Source organism: Isoptericola sp. NPDC057559, assembly GCF_042801555.1.
Taxonomy (GTDB): Bacteria; Actinomycetota; Actinomycetes; order Actinomycetales; family Cellulomonadaceae; genus Isoptericola.
Map to the genome: position 1 here is coordinate 133,065 of NZ_JBHVFQ010000009.1, position 25,606 is coordinate 158,670.

At 74.9% G+C, this 25,606-nt stretch carries 20 protein-coding genes; 18 read left to right on the forward strand and 2 right to left on the reverse strand.

Annotation, left to right across the window (positions count from 1 at the left end; genetic code table 11):
* Nucleotides 1–18 precede the first annotated feature (18 nt).
* Entirely contained in the window at nucleotides 19–1,005 is a 987-nt protein-coding gene (locus tag ACFU5J_RS11345) for a bile acid:sodium symporter (RefSeq protein WP_430578779.1), read from the reverse strand.
* 382 nt (nucleotides 1,006–1,387) lie between these two features.
* Between ACFU5J_RS11345 and ileS the strand changes: the two genes are divergently transcribed.
* Nucleotides 1,388–4,726, forward strand: a complete 3,339-nt coding sequence (ileS, locus tag ACFU5J_RS11350; protein WP_430578780.1) for an isoleucine--tRNA ligase — start codon at nucleotides 1,388–1,390, stop codon at nucleotides 4,724–4,726.
* Nucleotides 4,727–4,757: 31 nt separating this feature from the next.
* On the opposite strand, the gene ACFU5J_RS11355 is transcribed toward ileS, so the two are convergent.
* Nucleotides 4,758–5,456, reverse strand: coding sequence for an alpha/beta fold hydrolase (locus ACFU5J_RS11355; RefSeq protein WP_430578781.1), 699 nt, complete (start codon nucleotides 5,454–5,456; stop codon nucleotides 4,758–4,760).
* 121 nt (nucleotides 5,457–5,577) lie between these two features.
* Between ACFU5J_RS11355 and ACFU5J_RS11360 the strand changes: the two genes are divergently transcribed.
* The 17 genes from ACFU5J_RS11360 (at nucleotide 5,578) to ACFU5J_RS11440 (ending at nucleotide 25,424) form a co-directional block, all read left to right on the forward strand.
* Complete coding sequence (locus ACFU5J_RS11360) at nucleotides 5,578–6,054, forward strand: nitroreductase/quinone reductase family protein (RefSeq protein WP_430575106.1); 477 nt, start codon at nucleotides 5,578–5,580, stop codon at nucleotides 6,052–6,054.
* A 41-nt stretch (nucleotides 6,055–6,095) separates the two neighbouring features.
* Nucleotides 6,096–7,532 (forward strand): bifunctional folylpolyglutamate synthase/dihydrofolate synthase, encoded by a 1,437-nt coding sequence (locus ACFU5J_RS11365; RefSeq protein WP_430575107.1) that lies wholly within the window; start codon nucleotides 6,096–6,098, stop codon nucleotides 7,530–7,532.
* Nucleotides 7,533–7,679: 147 nt separating this feature from the next.
* Nucleotides 7,680–8,675, forward strand: a complete 996-nt coding sequence (gene dhaK, locus ACFU5J_RS11370) for a dihydroxyacetone kinase subunit DhaK (protein ID WP_430578782.1) — start codon at nucleotides 7,680–7,682, stop codon at nucleotides 8,673–8,675.
* A gap of 41 nt (nucleotides 8,676–8,716) precedes the next feature.
* Entirely contained in the window at nucleotides 8,717–9,388 is a 672-nt protein-coding gene (gene dhaL / locus ACFU5J_RS11375) for a dihydroxyacetone kinase subunit DhaL (RefSeq protein ID WP_430578783.1), read from the forward strand.
* Nucleotides 9,385–10,104: a dihydroxyacetone kinase phosphoryl donor subunit DhaM gene (gene dhaM / locus ACFU5J_RS11380; protein WP_430578784.1), complete on the forward strand. Its 720-nt coding sequence runs from the start codon at nucleotides 9,385–9,387 to the stop codon at nucleotides 10,102–10,104. Before dhaL ends, dhaM begins: the two co-directional genes overlap by 4 nt.
* 57 nt (nucleotides 10,105–10,161) lie before the next feature.
* Entirely contained in the window at nucleotides 10,162–10,776 is a 615-nt protein-coding gene (locus ACFU5J_RS11385) for a TetR/AcrR family transcriptional regulator (RefSeq protein ID WP_430578785.1), read from the forward strand.
* 127 nt (nucleotides 10,777–10,903) lie between these two features.
* Nucleotides 10,904–12,604 (forward strand): MDR family MFS transporter, encoded by a 1,701-nt coding sequence (locus ACFU5J_RS11390; RefSeq protein WP_430578786.1) that lies wholly within the window; start codon nucleotides 10,904–10,906, stop codon nucleotides 12,602–12,604.
* Nucleotides 12,601–13,044, forward strand: coding sequence for a DUF4233 domain-containing protein (locus ACFU5J_RS11395; protein ID WP_430575113.1), 444 nt, complete (start codon nucleotides 12,601–12,603; stop codon nucleotides 13,042–13,044). Before ACFU5J_RS11390 ends, ACFU5J_RS11395 begins: the two co-directional genes overlap by 4 nt.
* A 103-nt stretch (nucleotides 13,045–13,147) precedes the next feature.
* On the forward strand, nucleotides 13,148–13,603 hold the full coding sequence (gene ndk / locus ACFU5J_RS11400; protein ID WP_430575114.1) for a nucleoside-diphosphate kinase: 456 nt from the start codon (nucleotides 13,148–13,150) through the stop codon (nucleotides 13,601–13,603).
* A gap of 191 nt (nucleotides 13,604–13,794) precedes the next feature.
* Nucleotides 13,795–17,373 carry a chromosome segregation protein SMC gene (gene smc, locus ACFU5J_RS11405; RefSeq protein WP_430578787.1) on the forward strand — a complete coding sequence of 1,193 codons (3,579 nt, stop codon included), beginning with the start codon at nucleotides 13,795–13,797 and terminating at the stop codon, nucleotides 17,371–17,373.
* 4 nt (nucleotides 17,374–17,377) lie between these two features.
* On the forward strand, nucleotides 17,378–17,704 hold the full coding sequence (locus tag ACFU5J_RS11410; RefSeq protein WP_430575116.1) for a hypothetical protein: 327 nt from the start codon (nucleotides 17,378–17,380) through the stop codon (nucleotides 17,702–17,704).
* A 106-nt stretch (nucleotides 17,705–17,810) separates the two neighbouring features.
* Nucleotides 17,811–18,983 (forward strand): signal recognition particle-docking protein FtsY, encoded by a 1,173-nt coding sequence (gene ftsY, locus ACFU5J_RS11415; RefSeq protein WP_430578788.1) that lies wholly within the window; start codon nucleotides 17,811–17,813, stop codon nucleotides 18,981–18,983.
* A gap of 154 nt (nucleotides 18,984–19,137) precedes the next feature.
* Nucleotides 19,138–20,415: an ammonium transporter gene (locus tag ACFU5J_RS11420; RefSeq protein ID WP_430575118.1), complete on the forward strand. Its 1,278-nt coding sequence runs from the start codon at nucleotides 19,138–19,140 to the stop codon at nucleotides 20,413–20,415.
* On the forward strand, nucleotides 20,412–20,750 hold the full coding sequence (locus ACFU5J_RS11425) for a P-II family nitrogen regulator (protein ID WP_225565022.1): 339 nt from the start codon (nucleotides 20,412–20,414) through the stop codon (nucleotides 20,748–20,750). The genes ACFU5J_RS11420 and ACFU5J_RS11425 overlap by 4 nt, the downstream gene beginning before the upstream one ends.
* Complete coding sequence (locus ACFU5J_RS11430; RefSeq protein ID WP_430578789.1) at nucleotides 20,751–22,586, forward strand: HD domain-containing protein; 1,836 nt, start codon at nucleotides 20,751–20,753, stop codon at nucleotides 22,584–22,586.
* A gap of 53 nt (nucleotides 22,587–22,639) precedes the next feature.
* Nucleotides 22,640–24,259, forward strand: coding sequence for a signal recognition particle protein (gene ffh, locus ACFU5J_RS11435; RefSeq protein ID WP_430575121.1), 1,620 nt, complete (start codon nucleotides 22,640–22,642; stop codon nucleotides 24,257–24,259).
* A 52-nt stretch (nucleotides 24,260–24,311) separates the two neighbouring features.
* A complete protein-coding gene (locus ACFU5J_RS11440; protein ID WP_430575122.1) occupies nucleotides 24,312–25,424 on the forward strand; it encodes an amidohydrolase family protein in 1,113 nt (370 codons plus the stop codon).
* Nucleotides 25,425–25,606: the final 182 nt, after the last annotated feature.

A 25,606-nucleotide genomic window follows, 5' to 3' on the forward strand; every position in this document is an offset into this window, starting at 1 on the left:
GACGCTACCCCGCGCGCCTCAGCGCACCGGGGCGAGCCTCGGCACCAGGCGCACCAGCACGACCATGGCGACGAGCTCGACGAGGGTCTGGGTGACCACCGCGAGCGGCGCGAGGGCCAGCGCGCCGGGCAGCGCGAGCGCGAGGGGCAGCACGACCAGGGAGTTGCGCGTCGTCGTGGAGAACACCGCCGCGCGGGTGCGGGGCGCGTCGAGGCGTCCGGCCCGCCCGGCGGCCAGGCCCACCGCCACGGCGACGACGACGAACGCGACGTAGAGGGGCACCACCCGCACGAGGTCCACCGCGCGGGCCCCGACGGCGGCGACCTGCGAGCCGACCACCACCGCGAGGGTCGCCATCATGAGCGGCACCATGGCGCCGGCGGCCACCGCCTCCGTCGCCCGGCCGGCGCGGCCCGCGGCACCCGGCCGGTCCGCCCCGCCCCGCCGGGCGAGCGCCTGGACGACGCCCGCGGCGGCCAGCGGCGCCACGACGAGCACGACGAACGCGTGCACGAAGGGTCCCGCGTCGACCACGCCGAGCACGCCGGGGCCGGCGAGGAGGGCGAGGTAGCCCGGCAGCAGCAGGAGCTGCAGCAGCATCAGCAGCGGGGTCGCGGCGAGGAGCCGGTCGCGGGCGCCGCCCGCCAGCCCCGTGAAGACCACGACGTAGTCGACGCACGGCGTGAGCAGCACGAGCAGCACGCCCAGCAGCAGCCCCGCGTCGTCCGCCACGGCCCGGGAGAGCCCGAACGTCACGGCGGGCATCACCACGAAGTTCGTCGTGAGCACCACGGCGAGGAACCGCCAGTCGCGGAACGCGCGCCCGACGTCGACGAGGGGCACGCCCAGGAACGTCGCGAACAGCAGCAGCGCCAGGACCGGCGTGATCGCGTGCTCCAGGGCGGGCGCCACCTGCGGGAGGGTCAGGCCGGCGGCGGCGCCGACGACGATCGCGGCGAGGTACAGCGGCACCTGCCGCCGGTCCCACCAGCCCACCGCGCCCACCGGCCCGTCCTTCCGCCCACGTCCGTCAGGCGCCCGCCGCCCCGCGTGACCCTAGACGAGTCGCCATGCCGATGGCGCGGCGTCGGGGACCGGCTTGCGCGGCTGGCTACCATGGACGCACAGGCGTCGACCCGGCCATCACCGGCGAGCCTCCGGAAGAACCGAGTGCGTCCCACTCCCAGTAGAACCGGACGGGTAGGCCCGTGACAGCCGTGAACGAGCGGCGGGCGCCGTGCCGAGACCTCGGCAGGTGTCCGCAAGCGGGGTGGTACCGCGGTACCCGCGCCCTTCGGGGCGGGGGCGTCGTCCTCGCGGAGACAGCAGCACGACGCACTCGATCCGCCGACCCGTACCGCCAGCTCGTTCGCACAGGAGCCCACCCATGGCCTATCCGCAGCACCGTTCGTCCGACCAGAGGCCCGACCAGCCGGGCGCCGCCTTCGGCATCGCCGGCGTCCCCGCGTCCCCGGACCTGCCGGCGATCGAGCGCGAGGTCCTGGACTTCTGGGGCGCCGACGACACGTTCCGCGCGTCGGTGGCGAAGAACCCGGCCGGCGAGAACGGCAGCAACGAGTTCGTCTTCTACGACGGCCCCCCGTTCGCCAACGGCCTGCCGCACTACGGGCACCTGCTCACCGGCTACGCGAAGGACGTCGTCCCGCGCTACCAGACCATGCGCGGCAAGCACGTGGAGCGCCGGTTCGGCTGGGACACCCACGGCCTGCCCGCCGAGCTCGAGGCGATGAGCCAGCTCGGCATCAAGACCAAGGACGAGATCCTCGAGCTGGGCATCGAGAAGTTCAACGCGGCCTGCCGCGCGTCGGTGCTGAAGTACACGTCCGAGTGGCGCGACTACGTCACCCGCCAGGCGCGCTGGGTCGACTTCGACCACGACTACAAGACGCTCAACGTCACCTACATGGAGTCGGTGCTGTGGGGCTTCAAGAAGCTCTACGACGCCGGCCTCGTGTACGAGGACTTCCGCGTCCTGCCGTACTGCTGGAACGACCAGACGCCGCTGTCCAACCACGAGCTGCGCATGGACGACGACGTCTACCAGACGCGCCAGGACCCGGCCGTGACCGTCGGCTTCGACGTCGCGACCGTGCCCGCCGGCCAGGACGTGGTGCGCCCCGGGGACAAGCTCCTCATCTGGACCACCACGCCGTGGACCCTGCCCTCCAACCTGCTCGTCATGGTGGGCGAGGACATCGACTACGTCGTCGTGGAGTCGTCGTTCACCGGGACGCCGCAGCGGTACGTGCTCGCCGCGGCGCGCGTGGACGCGTACGCCCGCGAGCTCACGGACGAGGGCGAGGACGCCCCGCGCGTCGTCGGCCGCCTCACCGGCCGCGACCTGCTCCAGACCTCCTACGTGCCGCCGTTCGCCTACTACGAGGGGCGCGAGCGCGCGCACCGCGTGGTCGAGGCGGACTTCGTCACGACGACGGACGGCACCGGCCTGGTGCACAGCGCCGGCGCGTTCGGCGAGGACGACAAGGTCGTGTGCGACCGCGAGGGCGTCGCCTCCGTCATGCCCGTGGGCGCGGACGGCAAGTTCACGCACCCGGTCGACGAGTACGCCGGGCTGCAGGTCTTCGACGCCAACCTGCCGATCATCGACCACCTCAAGGCGCGCACCCGCGGGGAGGCGGAGGCCGGGTCGGTGACGGCCGGCGCCGTGCTGCTGCGCCGCGAGTCGTACGCCCACTCCTACCCGCACTGCTGGCGCTGCCGGCAGCCGCTGATGTACATGGGCGTGTCGTCGTGGTTCGTCGAGGTGACGAAGTTCAAGGACCGCATGGTCGAGCTGAACCAGGAGATCTCCTGGACGCCGGAGCACATCAAGGACGGCCAGTTCGGCAAGTGGCTCGCGAACGCCCGCGACTGGTCGCTGAGCCGCAACCGGTTCTGGGGCTCGCCCGTGCCCGTGTGGAAGAGCGACGACCCGGCGCACCCGCGCCTCGACGTGTACGGGTCGCTGGCGGAGATCGAGCGCGACTTCGGTCGCCTGCCGCTGGGCCCCGACGGCGAGCCGGACCTGCACCGACCGTTCGTCGACGAGCTCACCCGCCCCAACCCCGACGACCCGACGGGGAAGTCCACGATGCGCCGCGTCGAGGACGTCATGGACGTGTGGATGGACTCCGGCTCCATGCCGTACGCCCAGGTGCACTACCCGTTCGAGAACGCCGACTGGTTCGAGCACCACTACCCGGGCGACTTCATCGTCGAGTACATCGGCCAGACGCGCGGCTGGTTCTACCTGCTGCACGTGCTCGCCACGGCGCTCTTCGACCGGCCCGCGTTCCGCACCGCCGTCTCGCACGGCATCGTGCTGGGCTCCGACGGCCGCAAGATGAGCAAGTCGCTGCGCAACTACCCGGACGTCTCCGAGGTCTTCGACCGCGACGGCTCCGACGCGATGCGCTGGTTCCTCATGGCCAGCCCGATCCTGCGCGGCGGCAACCTCGTCGTGACGGAGGAGGGCATCCGCGACTCCGTGCGCCAGGTGCTGCTGCCGCTGTGGAGCACGTACTACTTCTTCACCCTGTACGCGAACAGCGCGACCGGCTCCGAGGGGGGCGCCGCCGGCTACACGGCGAAGCCCGTGACGGCCGACCGCGTCGCCGGGCTGCCGGCCCTCGACCGGTACCTGCTGGCGCGCACGCACGACCTCGTCGCCACCGTGACGTCGCAGCTCGACGCCTACGACATCTCCGGCGCCTGCGAGTCGGTGCGCGAGCACCTCGACGTCCTCACCAACTGGTACGTGCGCACCCAGCGCGACCGGTTCTGGGCCGAGGACGCCGACGCCTTCGACACGCTGTACACCGCCCTCGAGACGCTGACCCGCGTCATGGCGCCGCTGGCCCCGCTGCTCACCGAGGAGGTCTGGCGCGGCCTCACCGGCGGTCGGTCCGTGCACCTCACGGACTGGCCGAGCGTGGACGGCGCCGTGGAGCCCGCCCTCGTGCGCGACGACGAGCTCGTCGCCGCGATGGACGAGGTGCGCGCCGTGGTGTCCAGCGCCCTCGCGCTGCGCAAGGCCCACCAGCTGCGCGTGCGCCAGCCGCTGGCGCGCCTCACCGTCGCCGTGCCCGACCCGGCGGCGCTCGCGGACTACGCGGGCCTGCTGACCACCGAGCTCAACGTCAAGGCGGTGGACCTCGTCGAGGCCGACGCCGAGGCGTCCGAGCGGTTCGGCATCACCGAGCGCCTCGCGGTCAACGCCCGGGCGGCGGGCCCGCGCCTGGGCCGCGGCGTCCAGGCCGTCATCAAGGCCGCGAAGTCCGGCGCGTGGCGGCGCGACGACGACGGCACGGTGGTCGTGACCACGGACGCGGGCGACGAGCCGCTGCTCGCGCCCGAGTACGAGCTGACGACGGTCGTGGCGGAGGGTGCCGGCGGCGAGGTCGCGGCGAGCGTGCTGCCCGGCGGCGGGTTCGTCGTCCTCGACCTCGCGCTGGACGACGCGCTGCGCGCCGAGGGCTACGCCCGCGACGTCATCCGCGACGTCCAGGACGCCCGCAAGGCCGCCGGCCTCGAGGTCGGCGACCGCATCGCGCTGGAGCTCGACGTCCCGGCCGAGCACGTCGCCGCCGTGGAGGCCCACCGCGACCTCATCGCCCGCGAGACCCTCGCCCTCGACCTCGCCGTGGCGGCGGGCGACGGCGAGCGCGCGGTGCGCGTGAGCAGGCGGGAGACGCCGGCCGGCTGAGCCGGCCCGCCCCGGCCGTCGGGACCCGCGGTCACCACCCGCCCTGCGCGAGGTCGAGGAACGCCTCGACCTCGCGCAGGAACGTCTCGGGGTGGGTCGGGTGCACCAGGTGGCCGCCGGGCAGCGTGACGAACCGCGCGTCGGGCAGGCGCGCCGCCATCCGCTCCATCGCGTCCTGCGGCAGGTGGCTGTCGGGGCCGCCGCCGATGACGAGGGTCGGCGCGGTGACGCCGGCCAGGGCGTCCGCCCGCGCGGGGTCGGGGGAGTTGAGCGTGGCGAGCACCGCCGGGCGGATCCTGCGCTCGTAGAACGACGCGTCGTCCGCGAACCCCGTCGGCACGGGCAGGCCGAGCGGCTCCGGCGGCGGGCACTCCTCCAGCACGAGCGCGGCGACGAGGCCGGGCCGCTCCTGCGCCACCAGCAGCCCGACCAGCCCGCCCAGCGAGTGGCCGACCAGCACCACCCGGTCCAGGGCGAGGTCGTCGAGCAGCAGGAGCACGTCGTCGCGCAGCGCGGTGACGGAGCCGGCGCCGACGGCCGGGCTGCGGCCCGCCCCGCGCAGGTCGGGCACCACGACGGTGGCGCGGCGCGCGAGCGGTGCGACGAACGGGTCCCACGTGGTCCCGTCGCCGCCTCCGCCGTGCAGCAGGACGAGCGGCGGGGCCGTCGACCCGGGCGGGCCCTGGACGGTGTGGTGGGCGAGGCGGACTGGGGCGTCGTCGGTGGCCATCGCGTCGACCGTAGCGCCGGTCGACGACAGCCCCGGGCGACGACCGCGGCGCGGACCGCCCCCCGGGGCTAGCCTGGACGTCCCGGCGCGCCGGCGCCGGCGCCCGCGAGGAGTCCCCGCCATGGTCGCGACACCCGCCCCCGACCGTCCCCCCTTCGTGCCCCCGCGCTGGTTCGTGCGCTCCGCGTGGGCGTTCCAGCGGGCCGGCTACCGGCTGACCGGCGGGCGCTGGCCGCTGCGCCGCCCGACGCCCGGCGGCAGGTTCGGGATGCTGCGCCTGCGCGTGGTCGGGCGGCGCAGCGGCCAGGAGCGCGCGGTGATCCTCGGCTACGTCGAGGACGAGGGCCGGTACGTGACGCTCGCCATGAACGGCTGGGGCGACCCGCCGCCCGCGTGGTGGCTCAACCTGCGGGCCCACCCCGACGCCGACGTCGACACCGTCGACGGCCCACGTCCCGTCCGGGGCGCGGCGGCGCAGGGGCCGGAGCGCGACCGCCTGTGGGCCCTCGTGGGCAGCCACCGGGGCTGGGGCGACGTCGACCGGTTCGCCGCGCACCGGTCCGGCGAGACGCCGGTCGTCGTGCTCGAGCCGCGCTGACGCGTCGTCGTCGGCGGGCGGGCACCGCCTATCCTTCGGGAGTGACCCCCGACGCTGAGAACAAGCCTTCGTCCGCCGCTCGCAAGGCCCGCGCGGCCGAGCGTCAGGCCGCCCGCCAGGCGGCCGACGACGCCGTCGCGAACGAGTCGCTGCGCGAGGTCTACGCGGAGATCATGTCCCGCGCGCCGGAGCACGACATCGACCCGACGCTGGCACGCGTGCAGCGCGTGCTGGAGCTGCTCGGCGACCCGCAGCGCGCGTTCCGGTCGATCCACCTCACCGGCACCAACGGCAAGTCGTCGACGGCGCGGATGACCGAGCGCCTCGTGCGCGAGCACGGGCTGCGCACCGGCCTGTTCACCTCGCCGCACCTGACCAGCGTCACCGAGCGCATCCAGGTGGACGGCGAGCCGCTGAGCGCCGCCCGGTTCGTCGAGGTCTGGGAGGACGTCGCGCCGTACATCGGGGTCGTGGACCGCGAGTCGCAGGCCGAGGGCGGCCCCCGCCTGAGCTTCTTCGAGGTCCTCACGGTGATGGCGGTGGCCGCGTTCGCGGACGCCCCGGTCGACGTCGCGGTGATCGAGGTCGGCATGGGCGGGCGCTGGGACTCCACGAACGTCGTGGACGGTGAGGTCGCCGTGCTCACGCCCGTCGGGATCGACCACGAGCGCTGGCTCGGCTCCACGCTCGCCGAGATCGCGACGGAGAAGTCCGGGATCGTCAAGGACGGCGCCACGGTGGTGAGCGCCGCGCAGGAGCCGGTCGTGGAGGAGATCCTGCGCGAGCGGGCCGCCGCCGTCTCCGCCCACCTGCTGCGCGAGGGGCTGGAGCTCGAGGTCGCCGGCCGCCGCGTCGCCGTCGGCGGGCAGCTCGTGGACCTGCGCACGCCCGCCGGGCTCTACACCGAGGTGCTGGTGCCGCTGCACGGCGTGCACCAGGCCCACAACGCGCTGCTCGCCCTGGCGGCCGTCGAGGCGTTCCTCGGCGGGCGCGCGCTCGACGGGGGCGTGGTGGAGACCGCGTTCGCCGACGTCGTGGTGCCGGGCCGCCTCGAGGTGGTGCGCTCCAGCCCGACCGTCCTGGTCGACGCGGCGCACAACCCGCACGGCGCGCAGGCCCTGGTCGACGCGCTGGACGAGGAGTTCGACCTGCCGCGGCTGGTCGGCGTCGTCGCCGTCATGGCCGACAAGGACGTGGAGGGCCTGCTCGCCACCCTCGAGCCGGCGATCACCGAGCTGGTGCTCACCCGCAACTCCTCGGACCGCTCGGCCGACCCCGAGGACCTGGCCGAGGTGGCGCGCGAGATCTTCGGCGAGGACCGGGTGCGCACCACGGCCCGGCTCGACGAGGCGCTGCAGGTCGCGGCGGACCTCGCCGAGAGCGGCGACCAGGTGGGCGTCGGCACCGGGCGCGGCGTGCTGGTCACGGGGTCGGTCATCACCGTCGCGGACGCGCGGATCCTGCTCGGCCGGGGCTGACCCGGCGGAGCAGGATCCGCGCGCCCGCGACGCGCATGATCACCCGCGCGCGGGCCGTCCGGGGCGCTGCGTGCCGTCGCCGCCGGGTGTTGGATGGGGGACAGGCCGCCGACCGTGCGTGGCAGCCGTGAGCCGAGGAGGCAGGACATGAAGAAGCTGCTCGACGACCCCGCGGACGCGGTCACCGACTCGCTCGCGGGCTTCGCCCTCGCGCACGCCGACCTGGTCGACGTGCACCTGGAGCCCGTCTACGTGTCGCGGGCCGGCGGTGCCGTGGCGGGCAAGGTGGGCCTGGTCAGCGGCGGCGGGTCGGGGCACGAGCCCCTGCACGCCGGGTTCGTGGGCGACGGGATGCTCGACGCGGCCGTCCCGGGCGCGGTGTTCACCTCGCCCACCCCGGACCAGATCGTCCCCGCCATCCTGGGCGCGGACTCCGGCGCGGGCGTCGTCGCCATCGTGAAGAACTACACCGGCGACGTGCTCAACTTCGAGACCGCGGTCGAGCTCGTCGAGGCCGAGGGGTCGCAGGTCACGACGATCCTCGTGAACGACGACGTCGCGGTCGAGGACTCCCTGTACACCGCGGGCCGCCGCGGCGTGGCCGGGACCGTGTGCGTGGAGAAGATCGCCGGCGCGGCCGCGGCGCGCGGCGACGACCTCGGCGCGGTCACGGAGGTCGCGGGCCGCGTGGTCGCGAACGTGCGCTCCATGGGCGTGGCGCTCACCGCCTGCACGGTGCCGCACGTGGGCAAGCCCTCCTTCGACCTGCCCGACGACGAGGTGGAGATCGGCATCGGCATCCACGGCGAGCCGGGCCGCCACCGCATCCCGTTCTCCGGCGCCACCGAGATCACGCGCAGCCTGCTCGACCCGGTCGCCGACGACCTCCGGCTGGCGGGCGGCGACGACGTGCTGCTGTTCGTCAACGGGATGGGCGGCACGCCGCTGTCGGAGCTGTACGTCGTCTATGGTCGAGCGCGCGGGCTGCTCGAGGAGCGCAGTGTCACCGTCTCCCGGTCGCTCGTGGGCAACTACGTGACGTCCCTGGAGATGCAGGGCGCGTCCATCACGGTGCTGCGGCTGGACGACGAGCTGCGGGAGCTGTGGGACGCGCCGGTGCGCACGGCGGCGTTGCACTGGTGACGGGCGCCGAGGGGCGCCCCGAGGCGAGGAGGCGTGCGGGGATGGGTCTCGACGTGGCTTGGGCGGAGCGTTGGGTGCGGCGCACCGCCGACGTCGTGGCGGCGGCGAAGGACGAGCTCACCGAGCTCGACCGGCAGATCGGGGACGGCGACCACGGGGAGAACCTGAACCGCGGGTTCCAGGCCGTGGTCGCCAAGCTCGACGAGCCGGGCGCCGCGGAGCGGGCGGACGTCGGCGACGTCCTCATGCTCGTGGCCACCACGCTCATGTCGAAGGTCGGGGGAGCCTCCGGCCCGCTGTACGGGACGGCGTTCCTGCGCGCGGCGAAGCGCTCCGCGCGCCCGAGCGTCGACGGGTCCGGCGTCGTCGTCCTGCTCGACGCCGCGCTCGAGGGCGTGACGTCCCGCGGCAAGGCGCAGGTGGGGGAGAAGACGATGGTCGACGCCCTCGCCCCCGCGGTCGAGGCGGCCACCGCCGCCGCGGACGCCGGCCAGGACCCCGTCGTGGTGCTGCGCGCCGCCGCGGACGCCGCCGACGCCGGCGCGACCGCCACCATCCCGCTCGTGGCCACCAAGGGGCGCGCCTCCTACCTGGGCGAGCGCAGCGCCGGGCACGAGGACCCGGGTGCCCGGTCGACCGCGCTCCTGCTGCGCGCCGCGCTCGACGCGGCCCTGGACGGCGCGGCGGGCGACGTGAGCGGCGACCCGGCGTGAGCGTCGGGCTGCTGCTCGTCTCCCACTCGGCCCGCCTCGCGGAGGGGGCGGCCGAGCTGGCCCGCGAGATGGCGCCGGACGTGGCCATCGACTGCGGGGCGGGGGACGGCGAGGGCGGCCTCGGCACGTCGCTGGAGGTCGTGCAGGAGGCCCTCGGGCGCGTGCTGCCCGGCGCGGACGGCGTCGTGGTCCTGGCCGACCTCGGCTCCGCCGTCCTGACCGTCGAGACCGCGTTGGAGCTCGACGACGACCTCGCCGGCCGGGTGCTGCTCGCCGACGCCCCGTTCGTGGAGGGCGCCGTCGCGGCCGCGGTCGCGGCCCAGCAGGGCGCGGACGTCGCCGCGGTGCTCGCGGCCGCGCAGTCCGCCGGCGGCCCGCCCGCTGCCGCGGCGCCCGGCGTGCCCGGCGCCCCTGCCGCGCCCGTCCCGCCCGCCGCGGACCGGGGCGCGGGCCCGGGGGACGCCGTGACGGCGCGGGTGACGATCCGCAACCCGCTGGGCCTGCACGCGCGCCCGGCCGCGGTGGTGGCGCGCGCCGCGGCGGCGTTCGGCGGCCCGGTGACGTTGCAGGGCGTGGACGCGACCAGCGTGCTGCAGCTCATGGCGCTCGGGACCGCGGCGGGCACCGAGGTGGAGGTCGCGGCCCGCGGGGCCGACGCGCAGGACGCCGTGGCCACCGTCGTCGGGCTCATCGAGGGCGGCTTCGGCGAGGTGTGAGCACGCTCACAGGAAATTGCACTTGGTGCAAAATTGCAGCGGGTGCATCATTGTCCGGTGACTCCTCCATCTGCCGCCGGCGACCTCGGGCTGCGTGAGCGCAAGAAGCGCGCCCGCACGGACGCGATCGTCGACGCCGCACAGCGCCTCGTGCTCGAGCGAGGCTTCGACGCGGTCACGGTGGAGGAGATCGCCGAGGCCGCCCAGATCTCGCCCCGCACGTTCTTCAACTACTTCGAGTCGAAGGACGACGCGGTGCTCGGTCAGGGCGCGTTCGAGCTGAGCGCCGAGGTCCGCGAGTCGTTCGCGGCCGGGGGACCCCACGGCCGCCTCGTGGCGGACGTCGAGGTGCTCGTGCGCTCGTTGCTCCACGCGTTCTCCGGCCCCGGCCAGCACGCCGCGGAGCGGATGCTGGAGATCCTCCAGCTCGAGCCGCGCCTGCTCACCCGGCACTTCGCCTGGTTCGAGCGGCACAAGTCGCAGGTGGTCGCGCTGTTCGAGCGGCGCCACCAGGCGGCCCCGCTGCCCGCCGACCCGGAGGTGTGCACGTTCGTCGTCTTCGGCGTCGCGCGCGCCGCGATGGACGAGTGGGACCGCACCGGCCGCCACGGCGACGTCGGCGACCACGTCGCGCGCGTCATCGACCAGCTCGCCGCGATCCTCACGGCGTGAACCCGTGAACCCGGCGGCGTGACCCGCGGCGGGAACCCGGCGCCCCGGCGCCGTGCCGACCGCACGCCCCCGACCCCCCAGCCCCCGTCACTACCCGGCGCTCCGCGCCACCGATCCGAGGTGTCCCATGAGCCACGCTGCTCCCACCGCGCCGGACAAGCCGCTCGTCGTCCTGACGCAGCGCACCGTCTGGCTGATCTTCGGCGCCCTGATGGCGTCGATGTTCCTGTCCTCCCTCGACCAGACGATCGTCGGCACCGCGATGCCCACGATCGTCGGCGAGCTCAACGGCGTCGAGCACCAGGGGTGGGTCATCACGGCCTACATCCTGGCCGTCGCGATCGGCATGCCGCTGTACGGCAAGTTCGGCGACCTCTACGGGCGGCGCTGGCCGTTCCTCGTCGCGATCGGCCTGTTCACGCTCGCGTCCGCGGGCGCCGGGTTCGCCCAGAACATGCCGGAGCTCGTCGTCTGGCGCGCCGTGCAGGGCCTCGGCGGCGGCGGCCTGATGATCCTGTCGCAGTCGATCATCGCCGACATCGTGCCCGCCTCCGAGCGCGGCAAGTACATGGGCCCGCTCGGCGCCCTCTTCGGCATCTCCGCCGTCCTCGGCCCCCTCCTGGGCGGCTGGCTCACCGAGGGCCCGGGCTGGCGCTGGACCTTCTGGCTGAACATCCCGATCGGCATCATCGCGTTCGCCATCGCCTGGTTCTCGCTCAAGCTGCCGTCGCACCGCTCCTCGCGCCCGGTCGACTGGGCCGGCATCGTGACCATGGCCGTCGCCACCACCGGCATCGTCCTCGTCACCAGCTGGCGGTCGCTGTCCTCCGGCGGCTACGACTGGGCCGACTGGCGCCTCTCCGGCCTGGTCGTCGTGACCCTGCTGGCCGTCGCCGCGTTCATCGTGGTGGAGACCCGCGTGGCCGAGCCGCTGATCCCGCTGCGCCTGTTCAAGAACCGCACGTTCACGATCACCACGCTCATCGGCCTGGTGCTCGGCATGGGCATGTTCTCGGCCATGGCGATGATCCCGACGTTCCTGCAGATGTCCACCGGTGCCGGCGTCACCGAGTCCGGCTGGCTGATGCTCCCGATGATGGCCGGCATGATGCTGACCTCGATCGCCTCGGGTATCGCGATCTCCAGGACGGGGCGGTACAAGGCGTACCCGGTCGTCGGGCTGATCGTCGTGGGCCTGTCGATGGTGTGGCTCACGCGCCTGTCCGGCGACATGTCGATGTGGACCTTCGGGGCCATGATCTTCGCGCTCGGCGCCGGCATGGGCCTCGTGATGCAGACCATCGTGCTCGCGGTGCAGAACGCCGTCGACCCGCGCGAGCTCGGCACGGCGACGAGCGCCAACAACTTCTTCCGCGAGATCGGCGCCGCGGTCGGCACGGCCCTGTTCACCACGATCTTCACCACGCGCCTGAAGGACAACCTCACGGAGGTCTTCGCCGGGATGCCCGCGGGCGCCGGCGGCGCGTCGGAGGAGGGCCTCACCCCGGCCGTCGTGCAGGCCATGCCGGAGCCGTTCAAGTCCGGCGTCATCGACGCCTACGCGAACGCGCTGGCGCCGTCGTTCTGGTACCTGCTGCCGCTGATCGTGCTGGGCCTGGTCCTCGCGATCTTCCTGCCCGTGATCAAGCTCTCCGACATCGCCGGCATGGTGGCGCGCGGCGAGGCGGTCACCGACCCCGCCAAGGCCCTCGCGGCCGACGGCGAGCCCGGCGCGGTGGTCGTGGACGAGATCGGCGACGCGTCCGAGGGTGTCGCCCCGGACGACGGTCCCGGCACCCGCGAGCGCGCGGATATCGTGGGGTCGTGAGCAAGAAGGACGACCGTCCCCGCCCGGGGGACCGCATCAAGCCCCGCAGGCCCGCCAAGGCGCAGTTCACGTCGATGATGCTGCAGCTGGAGGCCTTCGTGGTGCTCTTCGCCGGCGTCGCCCTCTACGGGCTGCGCAACTCCGGCTACGAGCGCGGACCCCTGGTCATCGAGTCCCCGGTGGCCCTCTGGGGCGTCATCGGCGTGCTGTTCGTGGTGCTGCTCGTGATGTCCCGCATGGTCGGGACGCCGATGGGGTACTACGCGGGGACGGTCGTGCAGGTGCCGGTGCTGGCGATGGGCCTGCTGCTGCCGATGATGTTCGTCGTCGGGGTGCTGTTCGTCGTCATGTGGGTCGTGGCGCTGCGCCTCGGCGGCCGCATCGACCGCGAGCGTGCCGCCTACGACGCCGAGCACCCGGAGACGGCCCCCAACCTCTGACCGGCCGCGCACCCTTCGAGCACGGGACCTGTGTCGTCATTCACGTCATGGCGACACGGGTCCCGTGGTCGAAGGGGGTGCCGGCGCCGATAGGCTCTGGGGCATGACCGACGTCGCAGACACGACCCTGCCCGCCGAGCCCGTCGAGCGCACGCTCGTGCTCGTCAAGCCCGACGGCGTCCGCCGCGGCCTGTCCGGCGAGGTGCTGCGGCGCATCGAGGCGAAGGGCTACACCCTGGCCGCCGTCGAGCTCAAGCAGGCGACGACCGAGCTCCTCGCCGCGCACTACGCCGAGCACGAGGGCAAGCCGTTCTACCAGCCGCTCGTCGACTTCATGCTGTCGGGCCCGACGCTCGCCGTCGTCGCCGAGGGCCAGGGCGTCATCCCCGGCTTCCGCTCCCTCGCGGGCGCGACCAACCCGACGGAGGCGGCCCCGGGCACCATCCGCGGCGACCTCGGCCGCGACTGGGGCCTGAAGGTGCAGCAGAACCTCGTGCACGGCTCCGACTCGCCCGAGTCCGCGGCCCGCGAGATCGGGCTCTGGTTCCCGCACCTCTGACATCCCGGCGGCGGGGGCGCCGCGTCCCGCGCCCCGAAGCATCGAGCGTGCTGGCTCGTTCCTCGACCGACGATGGTGAGGAACGAGCCGGCACGCTCGATGCGTACCCGGGGTCGGGCGGGGCCGGGTGTGATCGGGCGGGACCGGCGGAGTTCCGCGGATCCGCGGCCTCCGGCGGTTAGGCTCGCCGCGTGCACCTCAAGACGCTCACGCTCCGCGGCTTCAAGTCGTTCGCCTCGGCGACGACGCTGAGCCTCGAGCCGGGCATCACGTGCGTGGTCGGGCCCAACGGCTCGGGCAAGTCGAACGTGGTCGACGCGCTCTCCTGGGTGATGGGGGAGCAGGGCGCGAAGTCGCTGCGCGGCGGCAAGATGGAGGACGTCATCTTCGCCGGCACCTCCGGCCGCCCCCCGCTGGGCCGCGCCGAGGTGTCCCTGACGATCGACAACACCGACGGCGCCCTGCCGATCGACTACACCGAGGTGACGATCTCCCGCACGCTGTTCCGCAGCGGCGGGTCGGAGTACGCGATCAACGGCAGCTCGTGCCGGCTGCTCGACATCCAGGAGCTGCTGAGCGACTCCGGCATCGGCCGCGAGATGCACGTCGTGGTGGGGCAGGGGCAGCTCGACGCGGTGCTGCGCGCCACGCCCGACGACCGCCGCGGCTTCATCGAGGAGGCCGCGGGCGTCCTCAAGCACCGCAAGCGCAAGGAGAAGGCGCTGCGCAAGCTCGAGGCGATGCAGGGCAACCTCGCCCGCCTCACCGACCTCACGGCGGAGCTGCGCCGCCAGCTCGGGCCGCTCGGGCGGCAGGCCGAGGCGGCCCGCAAGGCCCGGACGGTGCAGGCCGACCTGCGCGACGCCCGGTCGCGCCTGCTGGCCGACGACCTGGCCCAGCTCACCGCGCAGATGGCGCAGGAGCGGGCGGACGAGGCGGCGCTGAAGGAGCGGCAGCAGGCCACGGAGCAGGGGCTGGAGCGGGCGCGCGCGCACCTGGCGCGCCTGGAGGTCGCGGCGTCCGGCGCCGTCGCGGACGCGGGTCGTGCGGCCGACGCGTTCCACGCGCTGAGCGCGCTGCGGGAGCGGCTGCGCGGCCTGGCGACGCTGGCCGACGAGCGGGTGCGGCTGCTCGGCACCGTCGAGCCGGAGCAGCGCGGGCAGGACCCGGCCGCCCTGGAGGCGCAGGCGGAGCGCGCCCGGGCGACGGAGGCGGAGCTGACCCGCGAGGTCGAGCTGGCGCGGGAGGCCGTCGAGCGCGTCGTCGCCGCCCGCACCGATGCGGAGAAGGCCGCGGACGCCGCGGAGCGCGAGCTCGCGACGCTGCACCGCGGCGCCGCGGACCGGCGCGAGGGCCTGGCGCGGCTCTCCGGGCAGGTGGCCGCCCGCCGCAGCCGGGTCGAGGCCGGCGACGCGGAGCTGGAGCGCGTGCGGGAGGTCGTGGCGGAGGCGGAGCGCCGGGCCGAGGAGGCCGCGCGCGAGTTCGGCGCGCTCGAGGTGCAGGTCGTGGGTGCCGAGGAGGGCGAGGAGGACCTCGACGCCCGGCACGAGGACGCGACGACGGCGCTCGCCGAGTCGCAGGCCGCGGTGCGGGACCTGGAGGCCCGCGCGGCGGAGGCGGAGCGCGACCGGGCCACGTGGAGCGCGCGCGTCGAGGCGCTCGAGCTGAGCCTCGACCGCAAGGACGGGGCGGGCGCCCTCCTCGCGGACGCCGCGCCGGGGGTGCTCGGCTCGGTGGCCGCGCTGCTCGGCGTCGAGCAGGGCTACGAGGACGCGGTGACCGCCGCGCTCGGCCCGGTCGCCGACGCGGTCGCGGTCCGCGACGTCGACGCCGCCGTCGACGCGCTGCGGCGCCTGCGGGACGACGACGCGGGCCGCGCCGGCCTCGTGGTGGGCGGGTCCGCGCCGGCGGACGCGAGCGACCCCGTCGCGGTGGACCTGCCCCGCGGCGCGCGCCGCGCGACCGACGTCGTCACCGTGGCCGGCCCCGCCGCGGCCCCGCTGCGCACCCTGCTGCGGGACGTCGTCGTGGTGGACGACCTGGCGCAGGCCCGCGCGCTGGTGCAGGCGACGCCGGGAGTCGTGGCGGTCACGCGCGCGGGCGACCTGCTCGGGGCGGGGCGCGCCTGGGGCGGCTCCGCCGCGGCGCCGAGCGTGCTGCACCTGACGTCCGCGCTCGACGAGGCGAAGGAGGGGCTCGACGACGCGGCCGCCCGCGGGGAGCGGTGCCGGTTCGAGCTGGTCGGCGCGCGCGAGCGCCTCGAGGCGGCCCAGGCGGCCCAGGACGACACCCTCGCGCGGCTGCACGAGTCCGACGCGGCGCTCGCCGCCGTGGCCGAGCAGCTCGGCACGCTGGGCGCGGCGCACCGCTCCGCGCTCGCGGAGGCGGAGCGGCACCGCGCCACGCTCGCGAAGGCCCACGACCGGCGCAAGGCCGACGAGGCCGAGCTGGCCGACCTGGCGCGTCGGCTCGAGGTGGCCGAGGCGGAGCCCGCCCAGTCGCAGGAGCAGGTGGAGGCCGCCCAGCGGCAGCGGGACGCGGCCCAGGCGAGCGCCACCGCGGCGCGCGCCGCCGAGACCGAGGCGCGGCTGGAGCTGCGCACGAGCGAGGAGCGGGCGCGCGCGGTCGCGGGCCGCGCGCAGGGCCTCGCCCGGGCCGCCGCCCAGGAGCGGGCGGCGCGCGAGAAGGCGGAGCGGCGCGCGGTGCAGCGGGCGGCGGAGGCGCGCACGGCCGCGTCGGTGCGCGACGACGCCGGCACGGCGCTCGGCGTCCTCGCCCGGTCGATCGAGCGGGCGCAGTCCGAGCGGGCCGCGGCCGACGAGGAGCGGGCGGCGCGCCAGCAGGAGCTCGACGCCGTGCGGGCCGACGCCGACCGGCTCGCGGGCGAGCTGCGCGACCTCACCGACGTGGCGCACCGCGACGAGGTAGCGCGCGCCCAGCAGGTGGCACGGCTGGAGCAGCTGCAGGCCCGGGCCGTCGACGAGCTGGGCAGCGACCCGGAGGTGCTCGTCGAGGAGTTCGGCCCGCACCGGGACGTGCCCGTGGCGCGGCCCGCCGACGCGGCGGAGGACGATCCCGACCCGGACCCGGTGCCCTACGTGCGCGCGGAGCAGGAGAAGCGGCTGGCGACGGCGGAGCGGGCGCTCGCCCGGATCGGCGCCGTCAACCCGCTCGCGCTGGAGGAGTTCGCGGCCCTGGAGGAGCGCCACCAGTTCCTCACCGAGCAGCTCGCCGACCTCAAGAAGTCGCGCCAGGACCTGCTGCACATCGTCGAGGAGATCGACGAGCGCATGCAGCAGGTGTTCGCCGAGGCCTTCCAGGACACCGCGGAGCAGTTCGTGCGGGTGTTCGGCCGGCTCTTCCCCGGGGGCGAGGGGCGGCTGGTGCTGACGGACCCGTCGGACCTGCTCACGACGGGCATCGAGGTCGAGGCGCGGCCGGCCGGCAAGAAGGTCAAGCGGCTGTCGCTGCTGTCCGGCGGGGAGCGGTCGCTCACGGCCGTGGCGTTCCTCGTGTCGATCTTCAAGGCCCGCCCCAGCCCCTTCTACGTGATGGACGAGGTCGAGGCCGCCCTGGACGACGTCAACCTGGGCCGGCTGCTCGAGATCTTCCGTGAGCTGCAGGAGGACTCGCAGCTCATCGTCATCACCCACCAGAAGCGCACGATGGAGGTCGCGGACGCGCTGTACGGCGTGACCATGCGCGGCGACGGTGTGACGACCGTCATCTCCCAGCGGATGCGCGAGACCGCCGTCGCGCGAGGAGAATAGCGCCATGCTCACGTTCGTCTTCTGGGTCCTCGGGTCCCTCGTTCTCGCTGCGGTGGTGTTCCTCGTGGCCAACGTCATGGAGCGTCGTGAGGGACAGGACGAGGACGCCCCCGGCCTCCGTCGCTTCCTCCGCGACTTCCGGTCCGGGCTCCGGCGCAGGCGCGCCGCGCCGCCCGCCCCGGTCGAGACCGGCATGGACGAGTTCTTCGCCGCGACGATCGAGGACGCCCCGGGGTACGTCGACCCGGAGGAGCTGACCGAGGCCCTGCACCGGGCGCGGCTGCAGGCGCGCAGCACCTGGCACGTGGGGACCGTCCGCAAGCCCGAGTGAGCCGTCGCGGCCGGCGCCGCAGGGTCGCTCGCGACCCGCGTCCCGCGCCGCCCGGCGGTGAGCCGGCCCGGGCGGCGGTGGTGCGCGGTTCTGGGAGACTGTGCGCGTGACTGATCTGCTCTGGCTCTGGATCCTCCTCGGTGTCGTCGTCGTGGTCGGCGGCGGCGCCGCCCTGCTCGTGCCGCGGTCGCGCCGGCGGCGCCCGGACCACGACGCCGGTGGTTCGACGACGCTCGCGCCGCCCGCCCCGGAGGCGCCCGCCGCGGAGCCGGGGGTCGGGGTGCCGGAGGTCGCGGCGCCCGAGGACGCCGGCCCGGCGGCCCCCGCCCTGGAGACGCCGGAGCCGGTCGCGGGCCGGCTGGTCCGCCTGCGCGACCGGCTCGCCCGCTCGGGCTCCCCGTTCGGCGCGCGCCTGCTGAGCGTGCTCTCCCGCGACCACCTCACGGAGGACGACTGGGACGAGCTCGAGGAGACCCTCCTGCTCGCCGACATCGGCGCCGGCCCGGCCGAGGAGCTGCTCGACGCCCTGCGCACGCGGGTGCGTGTGCTCGGCGTCAAGGACCCCCGGTCGGTGCGCGACCTGCTGCGCGAGGAGCTGCTCCACGTCGTCGACCCGTCCCTGGACCGCGAGATCGCGACGACCGGCCCGGTCGGCGACGACGGCACGCGGCTGCCCGCGGTGGTGCTGGTCGTGGGCGTCAACGGCACGGGCAAGACGACGACCGTCGGCAAGCTCGCGCGGGTGCTGGTCGCGGAGGACCGCACCGTCGTCCTCGGCGCGGCGGACACGTTCCGCGCGGCGGCCGCCGACCAGCTGCAGACCTGGGGCTCGCGGGTGGGCGTGGAGACCGTGCGCGCGGACCGCGACGGCGCGGACCCGGCCGCCGTCGCGTTCGACGCGGTGAAGCAGGGCAAGGCCGACGGTACGGACGTCGTGCTGGTCGACACCGCGGGCCGGCTGCAGAACAAGGCCGGCCTGATGGACGAGCTCGGCAAGATCACCCGCGTCATCACGCGGGAGGCCCCGCTGGCCGAGGTGCTGCTGGTGCTCGACGCCACCACGGGCCAGAACGGCCTCAACCAGGCGCGCGTCTTCGGCGAGGTCGCGGGCGTCACGGGCATCGTGCTGACCAAGCTCGACGGCACCGCCCGCGGCGGGATCGTCGTCGCCGTGCAGCGCGAGCTCGGCGTGCCGGTCAAGCTCGTCGGCCTGGGGGAGGGCCCGGACGACCTGGCGCCCTTCGACCCCGAGCAGTTCGTCGACGGCCTCCTCGGCTGACCCGCCGGACCGGGGCAACGGCGCGCCACGTAACAGAACGTTGACGTCCGAGGCCGCTTTGTCACCTGCCCGTCACACAACCTGAGCACGGGCGAAACGGTGCACCGCGAGTGTTGTCCCCGACCAGCCGCCGGGCTGGCGAGGGGAGAACACCATGGAATGGGACACCGGGGCCGCTGCGTGGATGCTGACGTCGGCATCGCTCGTGCTCCTCATGACGCCCGCCCTGGCGCTGTTCTACGGCGGCATGGTGCGCGGCAAGTCGGTGCTGAACATGATGATGATGTCGTTCGGCGCGATCGGCGTCATCGGCGTGATCTACGTGCTGTGGGGCTGGTCGATGTCCTACGGCTCGGACGTCGGCGGGATCGTCGGCAACCCGTTCGACCAGTTCGGGCTGAGCGGGACGCTCTTCGACGACGCGGGTGACGCGGTGGTGAGCCCGCTGGGCAACTACCCGCAGGTCATCGACGTGGCCTTCCAGGTCACGTTCGCGATCATCACCGTCGCGCTCATCTCCGGCGCCATCGCCGACCGCGTGAAGTTCGGGACCTGGATGGTCTTCGCGGGCATCTGGGCGACGGTCGTCTACTTCCCGATGGCGCACATGGTCTGGGGCGGCGGGCTGCTGTCCGCCGACGGGCCGTTCGGCGGGATCGCCGCGCCGATCGACTTCGCGGGCGGCACGGTGGTGCACATCAACGCCGGCGCCGCGGCCCTCGTGCTGGCGCTCGTGGTCGGCAAGCGCAAGGGCTTCGGCACCGAGCCGATGCGCCCCCACAACCTCACGATGGTGATGCTCGGCGCGGCGCTGCTGTGGTTCGGCTGGTTCGGGTTCAACGCCGGCTCCGCGTTCGGCGCCAACGAGTCCGCGGGCCTCGCGTGGGTCAACACGACGTCGGCGACCGCGGCCGCCATGCTCGCCTGGCTCGTCACGGAGAAGCTGCGCGACGGCAGCGCCACCTCGCTCGGTGCCGCGTCCGGCGTCGTCGCGGGCCTGGTCGCGATCACCCCGGCCGCCGGGTCCGTGAGCCCCGTGGGCGCGCTGCTGCTCGGCGCCGTCGCCGGTGTCCTGTCCGCCCTCGCGGTGGGCCTCAAGTACAAGCTGGGCTACGACGACTCGCTCGACGTCGTCGGCGTGCACCTGGTGGCCGGCCTCTGGGGCACCGTCTCCATCGGCTTCCTCGCCACCGAGACCGGCCTGTTCTACGGCGGCGGGTTCTCCCAGCTCGTCGTGCAGGTGATCATCGCCCTCATCGCGGTCGTCTTCTCCCTGGTGCTCACCACGGTGATAGCCCTCGCCCTCAAGGCGGTCATGGGCTGGCGGGTGCCCGAGGAGGCCGAGGTCGGCGGCATCGACCTCGCGGTGCACAGCGAGACCGCGTACGAGACGATCCAGCAGGGTTCGGTCGCGAAGGAGATCCGCGCATGAAGCTCGTCACGGGAGTCATCCAGCCCCACCGCCTGGACGACGTGAAGTCCGCCCTCGAGGCCGCCGGCATCCGCGGCATGACGGTCAGCGAGGCCAGCGGCTACGGCCGCCAGAAGGGGCACACCGAGGTCTACCGCGGCGCCGAGTACACCGTGGACCTGGTGCCCAAGGTCCGCGTGGAGGTGCTCGTCGCGGACGGGGACGCGCCCACTGTCGTGGACGTCGTCGTCAAGGCCGCCCAGACCGGGCGCATCGGCGACGGCAAGGTGTGGACCACCTCGCTCGACGACGTGGTGCGGGTGCGCACCGGCGAGCACGGCGACGCGGCCCTCTAGGTGGCGCTGCCCGTGCCCGACCCCCTCGGGGACCCGACCGGGCCCCGCCCCCCGACCACCGGGGGGCGGGGCCCGGTCGGCCCGTTGCGCGCCGACCTGCTCGCCCTGGCCGACGGGCTGACGGGCCCCGGCCGGTCCGGCGTCGCGCGCCGCACCGCCCTGCAGCAGCTCGTCACGGACCGGCTCGCGCCCCTGTACGAGGCCGCCACGGCCGACGTCGACCCGGCGGGGATCGCGCTGGCCGCCGTGGGCAGCCTGGGCCGCGGCGAGCCGGGCCCGCTGTCCGACCTCGACCTCGTCCTCGTGCACGACGGCCGCACCCACAAGCCCGACGAGCTCGCCCGGGTCGCCGACGCCCTCTGGTACCCGCTGTGGGACTCGGGGGTCGACGTCGACCACGCCGTGCGCTCCCTGAGCCAGACCCGCCGGCTGGCGTCCACCGACCTCCCGGCCGCGGTCGGCTGGCTCGACGTGCGCCCGCTCGCGGGCGACGCCGTGGTCGTGCACCGGGCCGCCTCGGCGATCCTCACGGACTGGCGGTCCGCCTCCCGGCGGCGCCTGCCGGAGCTGCTGCACAGCGCCCGGGAGCGCGCGGAGCGGGCCGGCGAGCTCGCGTACCTCATCGAGCCGGACCTCAAGGAGTCCCGCGGCGGCATCCGCGACGCGGTGCTGCTGTCGGCGCTCGCGGCCACCTGGCTCACCGACCGGCCGCACGGGCGGGTCGACCGGGCGTACGCGCACCTGCTGGACGTGCGCGACACGGTGCACGTCGTCACGCGGCGCCGCTCCACGCGGCTGCTGCTCGCCGACCTGGACGAGGTCGCCGCGCGGTGCGGCCACGACGACCCGGACGAGCTGCTGGCGGGCCTCGCCGAGGCGGGCCGCGAGATCTCGTACGCCCTGGACTCGACCGTGCGCCGGGCGCGACAGGCCCTCCAGCGCCCCGCGGTGCGCCGGCCGGTCGTGGTCCGGGGCCGGCGGTCGGCCCCGCGCCTGCGGTCCGCGGGCGACGGCCTCGTCGAGCACGACGGCGAGCTGGTGCTGGCCGCCGGTGCGCAGCCCGCCGACGACCCGCTGCTCCCGCTGCGGGCGGCGGCCACCGCGGCGCGCACGGGCCTCGTGCTCTCACCGGTCACCGTGCATTCGCTGGCCCAGAGCCCGCCGCCTCCGGTGCCGTGGCCGCCCGCCGCCCGCACGGCCCTGCTCACCCTGCTCGGCGCCGGCCCGGCCCAGGTGCCCGTCTGGGAGGCGCTCGACCTCGCCGGCGTCGTGACGACCTGGATCCCCGAGTGGGCCGGCGTGCGCAACCGCCCGCAGCGCGCGGCGATCCACCGGCACACGGTCGACCGGCACCTCGTCGAGACGGTCGCCCGGGCCTCGCGGGTGCGACGCCAGATCGCGGCCGACGCCGGCGTGGCCCCGGCGCCGAGCGAGGTGCTGCTGCTGTCCGCGCTGCTGCACGACATCGGCAAGCGGCGCGGCGCGGCCAGCACGGACCACGCCGTCGAGGGCGCCGCGATCGCTCCCGACGTCGTGCGGCGCACCGGCTTCGATGACGCCGTGGCGCGCGACGTCGGCCTGGTCGTGCGCCACCACCTCACCCTCGCGCGGCTGGCGACCACCGCGGACCTGGAGGACCCGGCCACCGTGACGGAGCTCCTGGACGCGCTGGAGCACCGCGCGGACCTGCTGGAGACGGTCCGGGCGCTGACGGAGGCCGACGCGTCGTCCCTGGGGCCGGCGGGCTGGACGGCGTGGCGCGCGGCCCTGGTGGACGACCTCACGCGGCGGGCCCGCCGGGCGCTCGGGACCGACCGCCTGGCGACCGGTGGGTGACGGGTAGGCTAGGTGGCTGCATCCCCCGAAGACTCTCTGTGAGGACCTGCCTGGTGTTCAACTCCCTGTCGGACCGGCTCACCGCGACGTTCAAGAACCTGCGCGGTCGGGGCCGGCTCTCCGAGGCGGACATCGACGCGACCGTGCGCGAGATCCGCCGGGCGCTGCTCGACGCCGACGTCGCCGTGCCCGTCGTGCGCGAGTTCACCGCCGCCGTGCGCGAGCGCGCGCTGTCCGCCGAGGTGTCGGGCGCGCTGAACCCGGCGCAGCAGGTCGTGAAGATCGTCAACGACGAGCTCGTCGCGATCCTCGGCGGCCAGACCCGCCCGCTCCAGCTCGCGAAGACGCCGCCCACGGTCATCATGCTCGCGGGCCTCCAGGGCGCCGGTAAGACGACGCTCGCCGGCAAGCTCGCGCTGGCCCTCAAGGACCAGGGCCACACGCCGCTGCTCGTCGCCGCCGACCTCCAGCGGCCCAACGCCGTCACCCAGCTGTCCGTGGTGGCCGAGCGCGCGGGCGTGCCCGTCTTCGCGCCCCACCCGGGCAACCAGGGCGCGGAGACCGACGTCGTCATCGGCGACCCCGTGGGCGTGGCCCGCCAGGGTGTCGCGGAGGCGAGGACCAAGCAGCACGACGTCGTCATCGTCGACACCGCCGGCCGCCTCGGCGTCGACCAGGTCCTCATGCGCCAGGCCGCGGACATCCGCGACGCCGTGCAGCCCGACGAGGTCCTGTTCGTCATCGACGCGATGATCGGCCAGGACGCCGTCGCGACCGCGAAGGCGTTCGAGGAGGGCGTGGACTTCACCGGCGTGGTGCTGTCCAAGCTCGACGGCGACGCCCGCGGCGGTGCCGCGCTGTCCGTGGCCACCATCACCGGCCGGCCGATCATGTTCGCCTCCACGGGCGAGAAGCTGACCGACTTCGAGGTCTTCCACCCCGACCGGATGGCCTCGCGCATCCTCGACATGGGTGACGTGCTCACCCTCATCGAGCAGGCCGAGAAGGCGTTCGACGCCGAGGAGGCCGCCAAGATGGCGGCCAAGGTCGAGAAGGGCGAGGACTTCACCCTCTCCGACTTCCTCGTGCAGATGCAGCAGATGAAGAAGCTCGGCTCGATGAAGAAGATGCTCGGGATGATGCCGGGCATGGGGCAGATGCGCGAGCAGCTCGAGAACTTCGACGAGCGCGAGGTCGACCGCGTCCAGGCCCTCATCCAGTCGATGACGCCGGCCGAGCGCGACAACCCCAAGATCATCAACGGCTCGCGCCGGGCGCGCATCGCGCGCGGCTCCGGGCAGACCACCACGGCCGTCAACCAGCTCCTCGAGCGGTTCGGCCAGGCGCAGAAGATGATGCGCCAGATGAGCAAGGGCGGCGGCATGCCGGGCATGCCCGGCGGGATGCCGGGGATGCCCGGGATGCCCGGCGGTGGCAAGAAGGCGCGCGGCAAGCAGGCGCCGCAGCGCAAGGTCAAGGGCAAGTCCGGCAACCCGGCGAAGCGGGCCCAGCAGGAGCGCGACGCCCTGCAGCGCGCCCTCGGCGGCCCCGCCGAGACCACCGCGGCGCCCGGCTCCGCCTTCGGTGTCGGCGGCGGCGCGGAGCCGGCGGAGCAGGACCTGTCCAAGCTCCAGCTCCCCGACGGCTTCGACAAGCTGCTCGGCGGTCGCTGAGCCTCCGGCCCGGCGCGCCCGGACGAACCCTGCGACTCGGTAGCCTTCGACCATGTCCGCCCCGCACGTCCCGCTGCACGTCACCGGCCATGTCCTGCTCGGACAGGACCGCGACGTCGGTGAGATGTGGGTGCGCGACGGACGCGTCAGCCTGACCAGGCCGTCGCCGCAGGGCAGCGCCACCCGCGACCTGGAGGGCTGGGTGCTCCCGGGGCTCGTCGACGTGCACTGCCACGTGGGCCTCGGCCCGGACGGCGCCGTCGACGCCGAGACGGCGGTCGCGCAGGCGCTCGCCGACCGCGACGCGGGTGTCCTGCTCGTGCGCGACGCGGGGTCGCCGGCCGACACCTCCTGGGTGCAGGAGCGGCCCGACCTGCCCCGCCTCGTGCGCGCCGGTCGTCACCTCGCGCGGCCGAGGCGCTACCTGCGGAACTTCGGCCTCGAGCTCGACGACGTGGCGGACCTGCCCGGCGCGGTGCGTGCCGAGGCGCGTCGCGCGGACGGGTGGGTCAAGCTCGTCGGCGACTGGATCGACCGGGACCTCGGCGCCGACGGCGACCTGCGGCCGCTGTGGCCGCGCGACGTCCTCGTCGAGGCCGTCGCCGCCGCGCACGCCGAGGCGGCGCGCGTCACGGTGCACGCGTTCTCCGAGGAGGTCGTCGGCGACCTCCTCGCCGCGGGCGTGGACGGCATCGAGCACGGCACCGGCGTGGTCGGCGGCTACGTGGACGAGGTCGCCGCGCGCGGCATCCCGGTGACACCCACGCTGCTGCAGGTGGGGCGCTTCGCCGAGATCGCGGAGCAGGCGCAGGACAAGTACCCCGTGTACGCCGCGCGCATGCGGCGCATGCACGCGCGCCGCTACGAGCACGTGCGGACGCTGCACGAGGCGGGCGTCCCGCTGCTGGTCGGCACGGACGCGGGCGGCACCCTGGGCCACGGGCGGGTCGTGGACGAGTGCGTCGAGCTGGTCGCGGCGGGCATCCCCGCGGCCGACGTCGTCGCGATGGCGACCTGGCGGGCCCGCGAGGTGCTGGGATTCGGCGCGCTGGTCGAGGGCTCCAGCGCCGACCTGGTCGTCTACCCGGCCGACCCCCGCGAGGACATCGAGGTGCTGCGGCACCCGACGGCCGTCGTGCTGCGCGGACAGGTCGTGCGGGGCTGACGCGAGCCGGCGGCGAGAGGTGCGTCACGTGAGGTTGGAGCGCGCCCCCCGGGTCTGGCACAATGGCCGGGTACTCGGCGTGCCCAGGCCCCTCTCTCCTGCGCAGGTCGCGTCCTGACCTCATGCGCCGCCAGGACCCCACCCGGCGGAGCGCAAGGTCGCCCCACCAGAACCAGGAGACA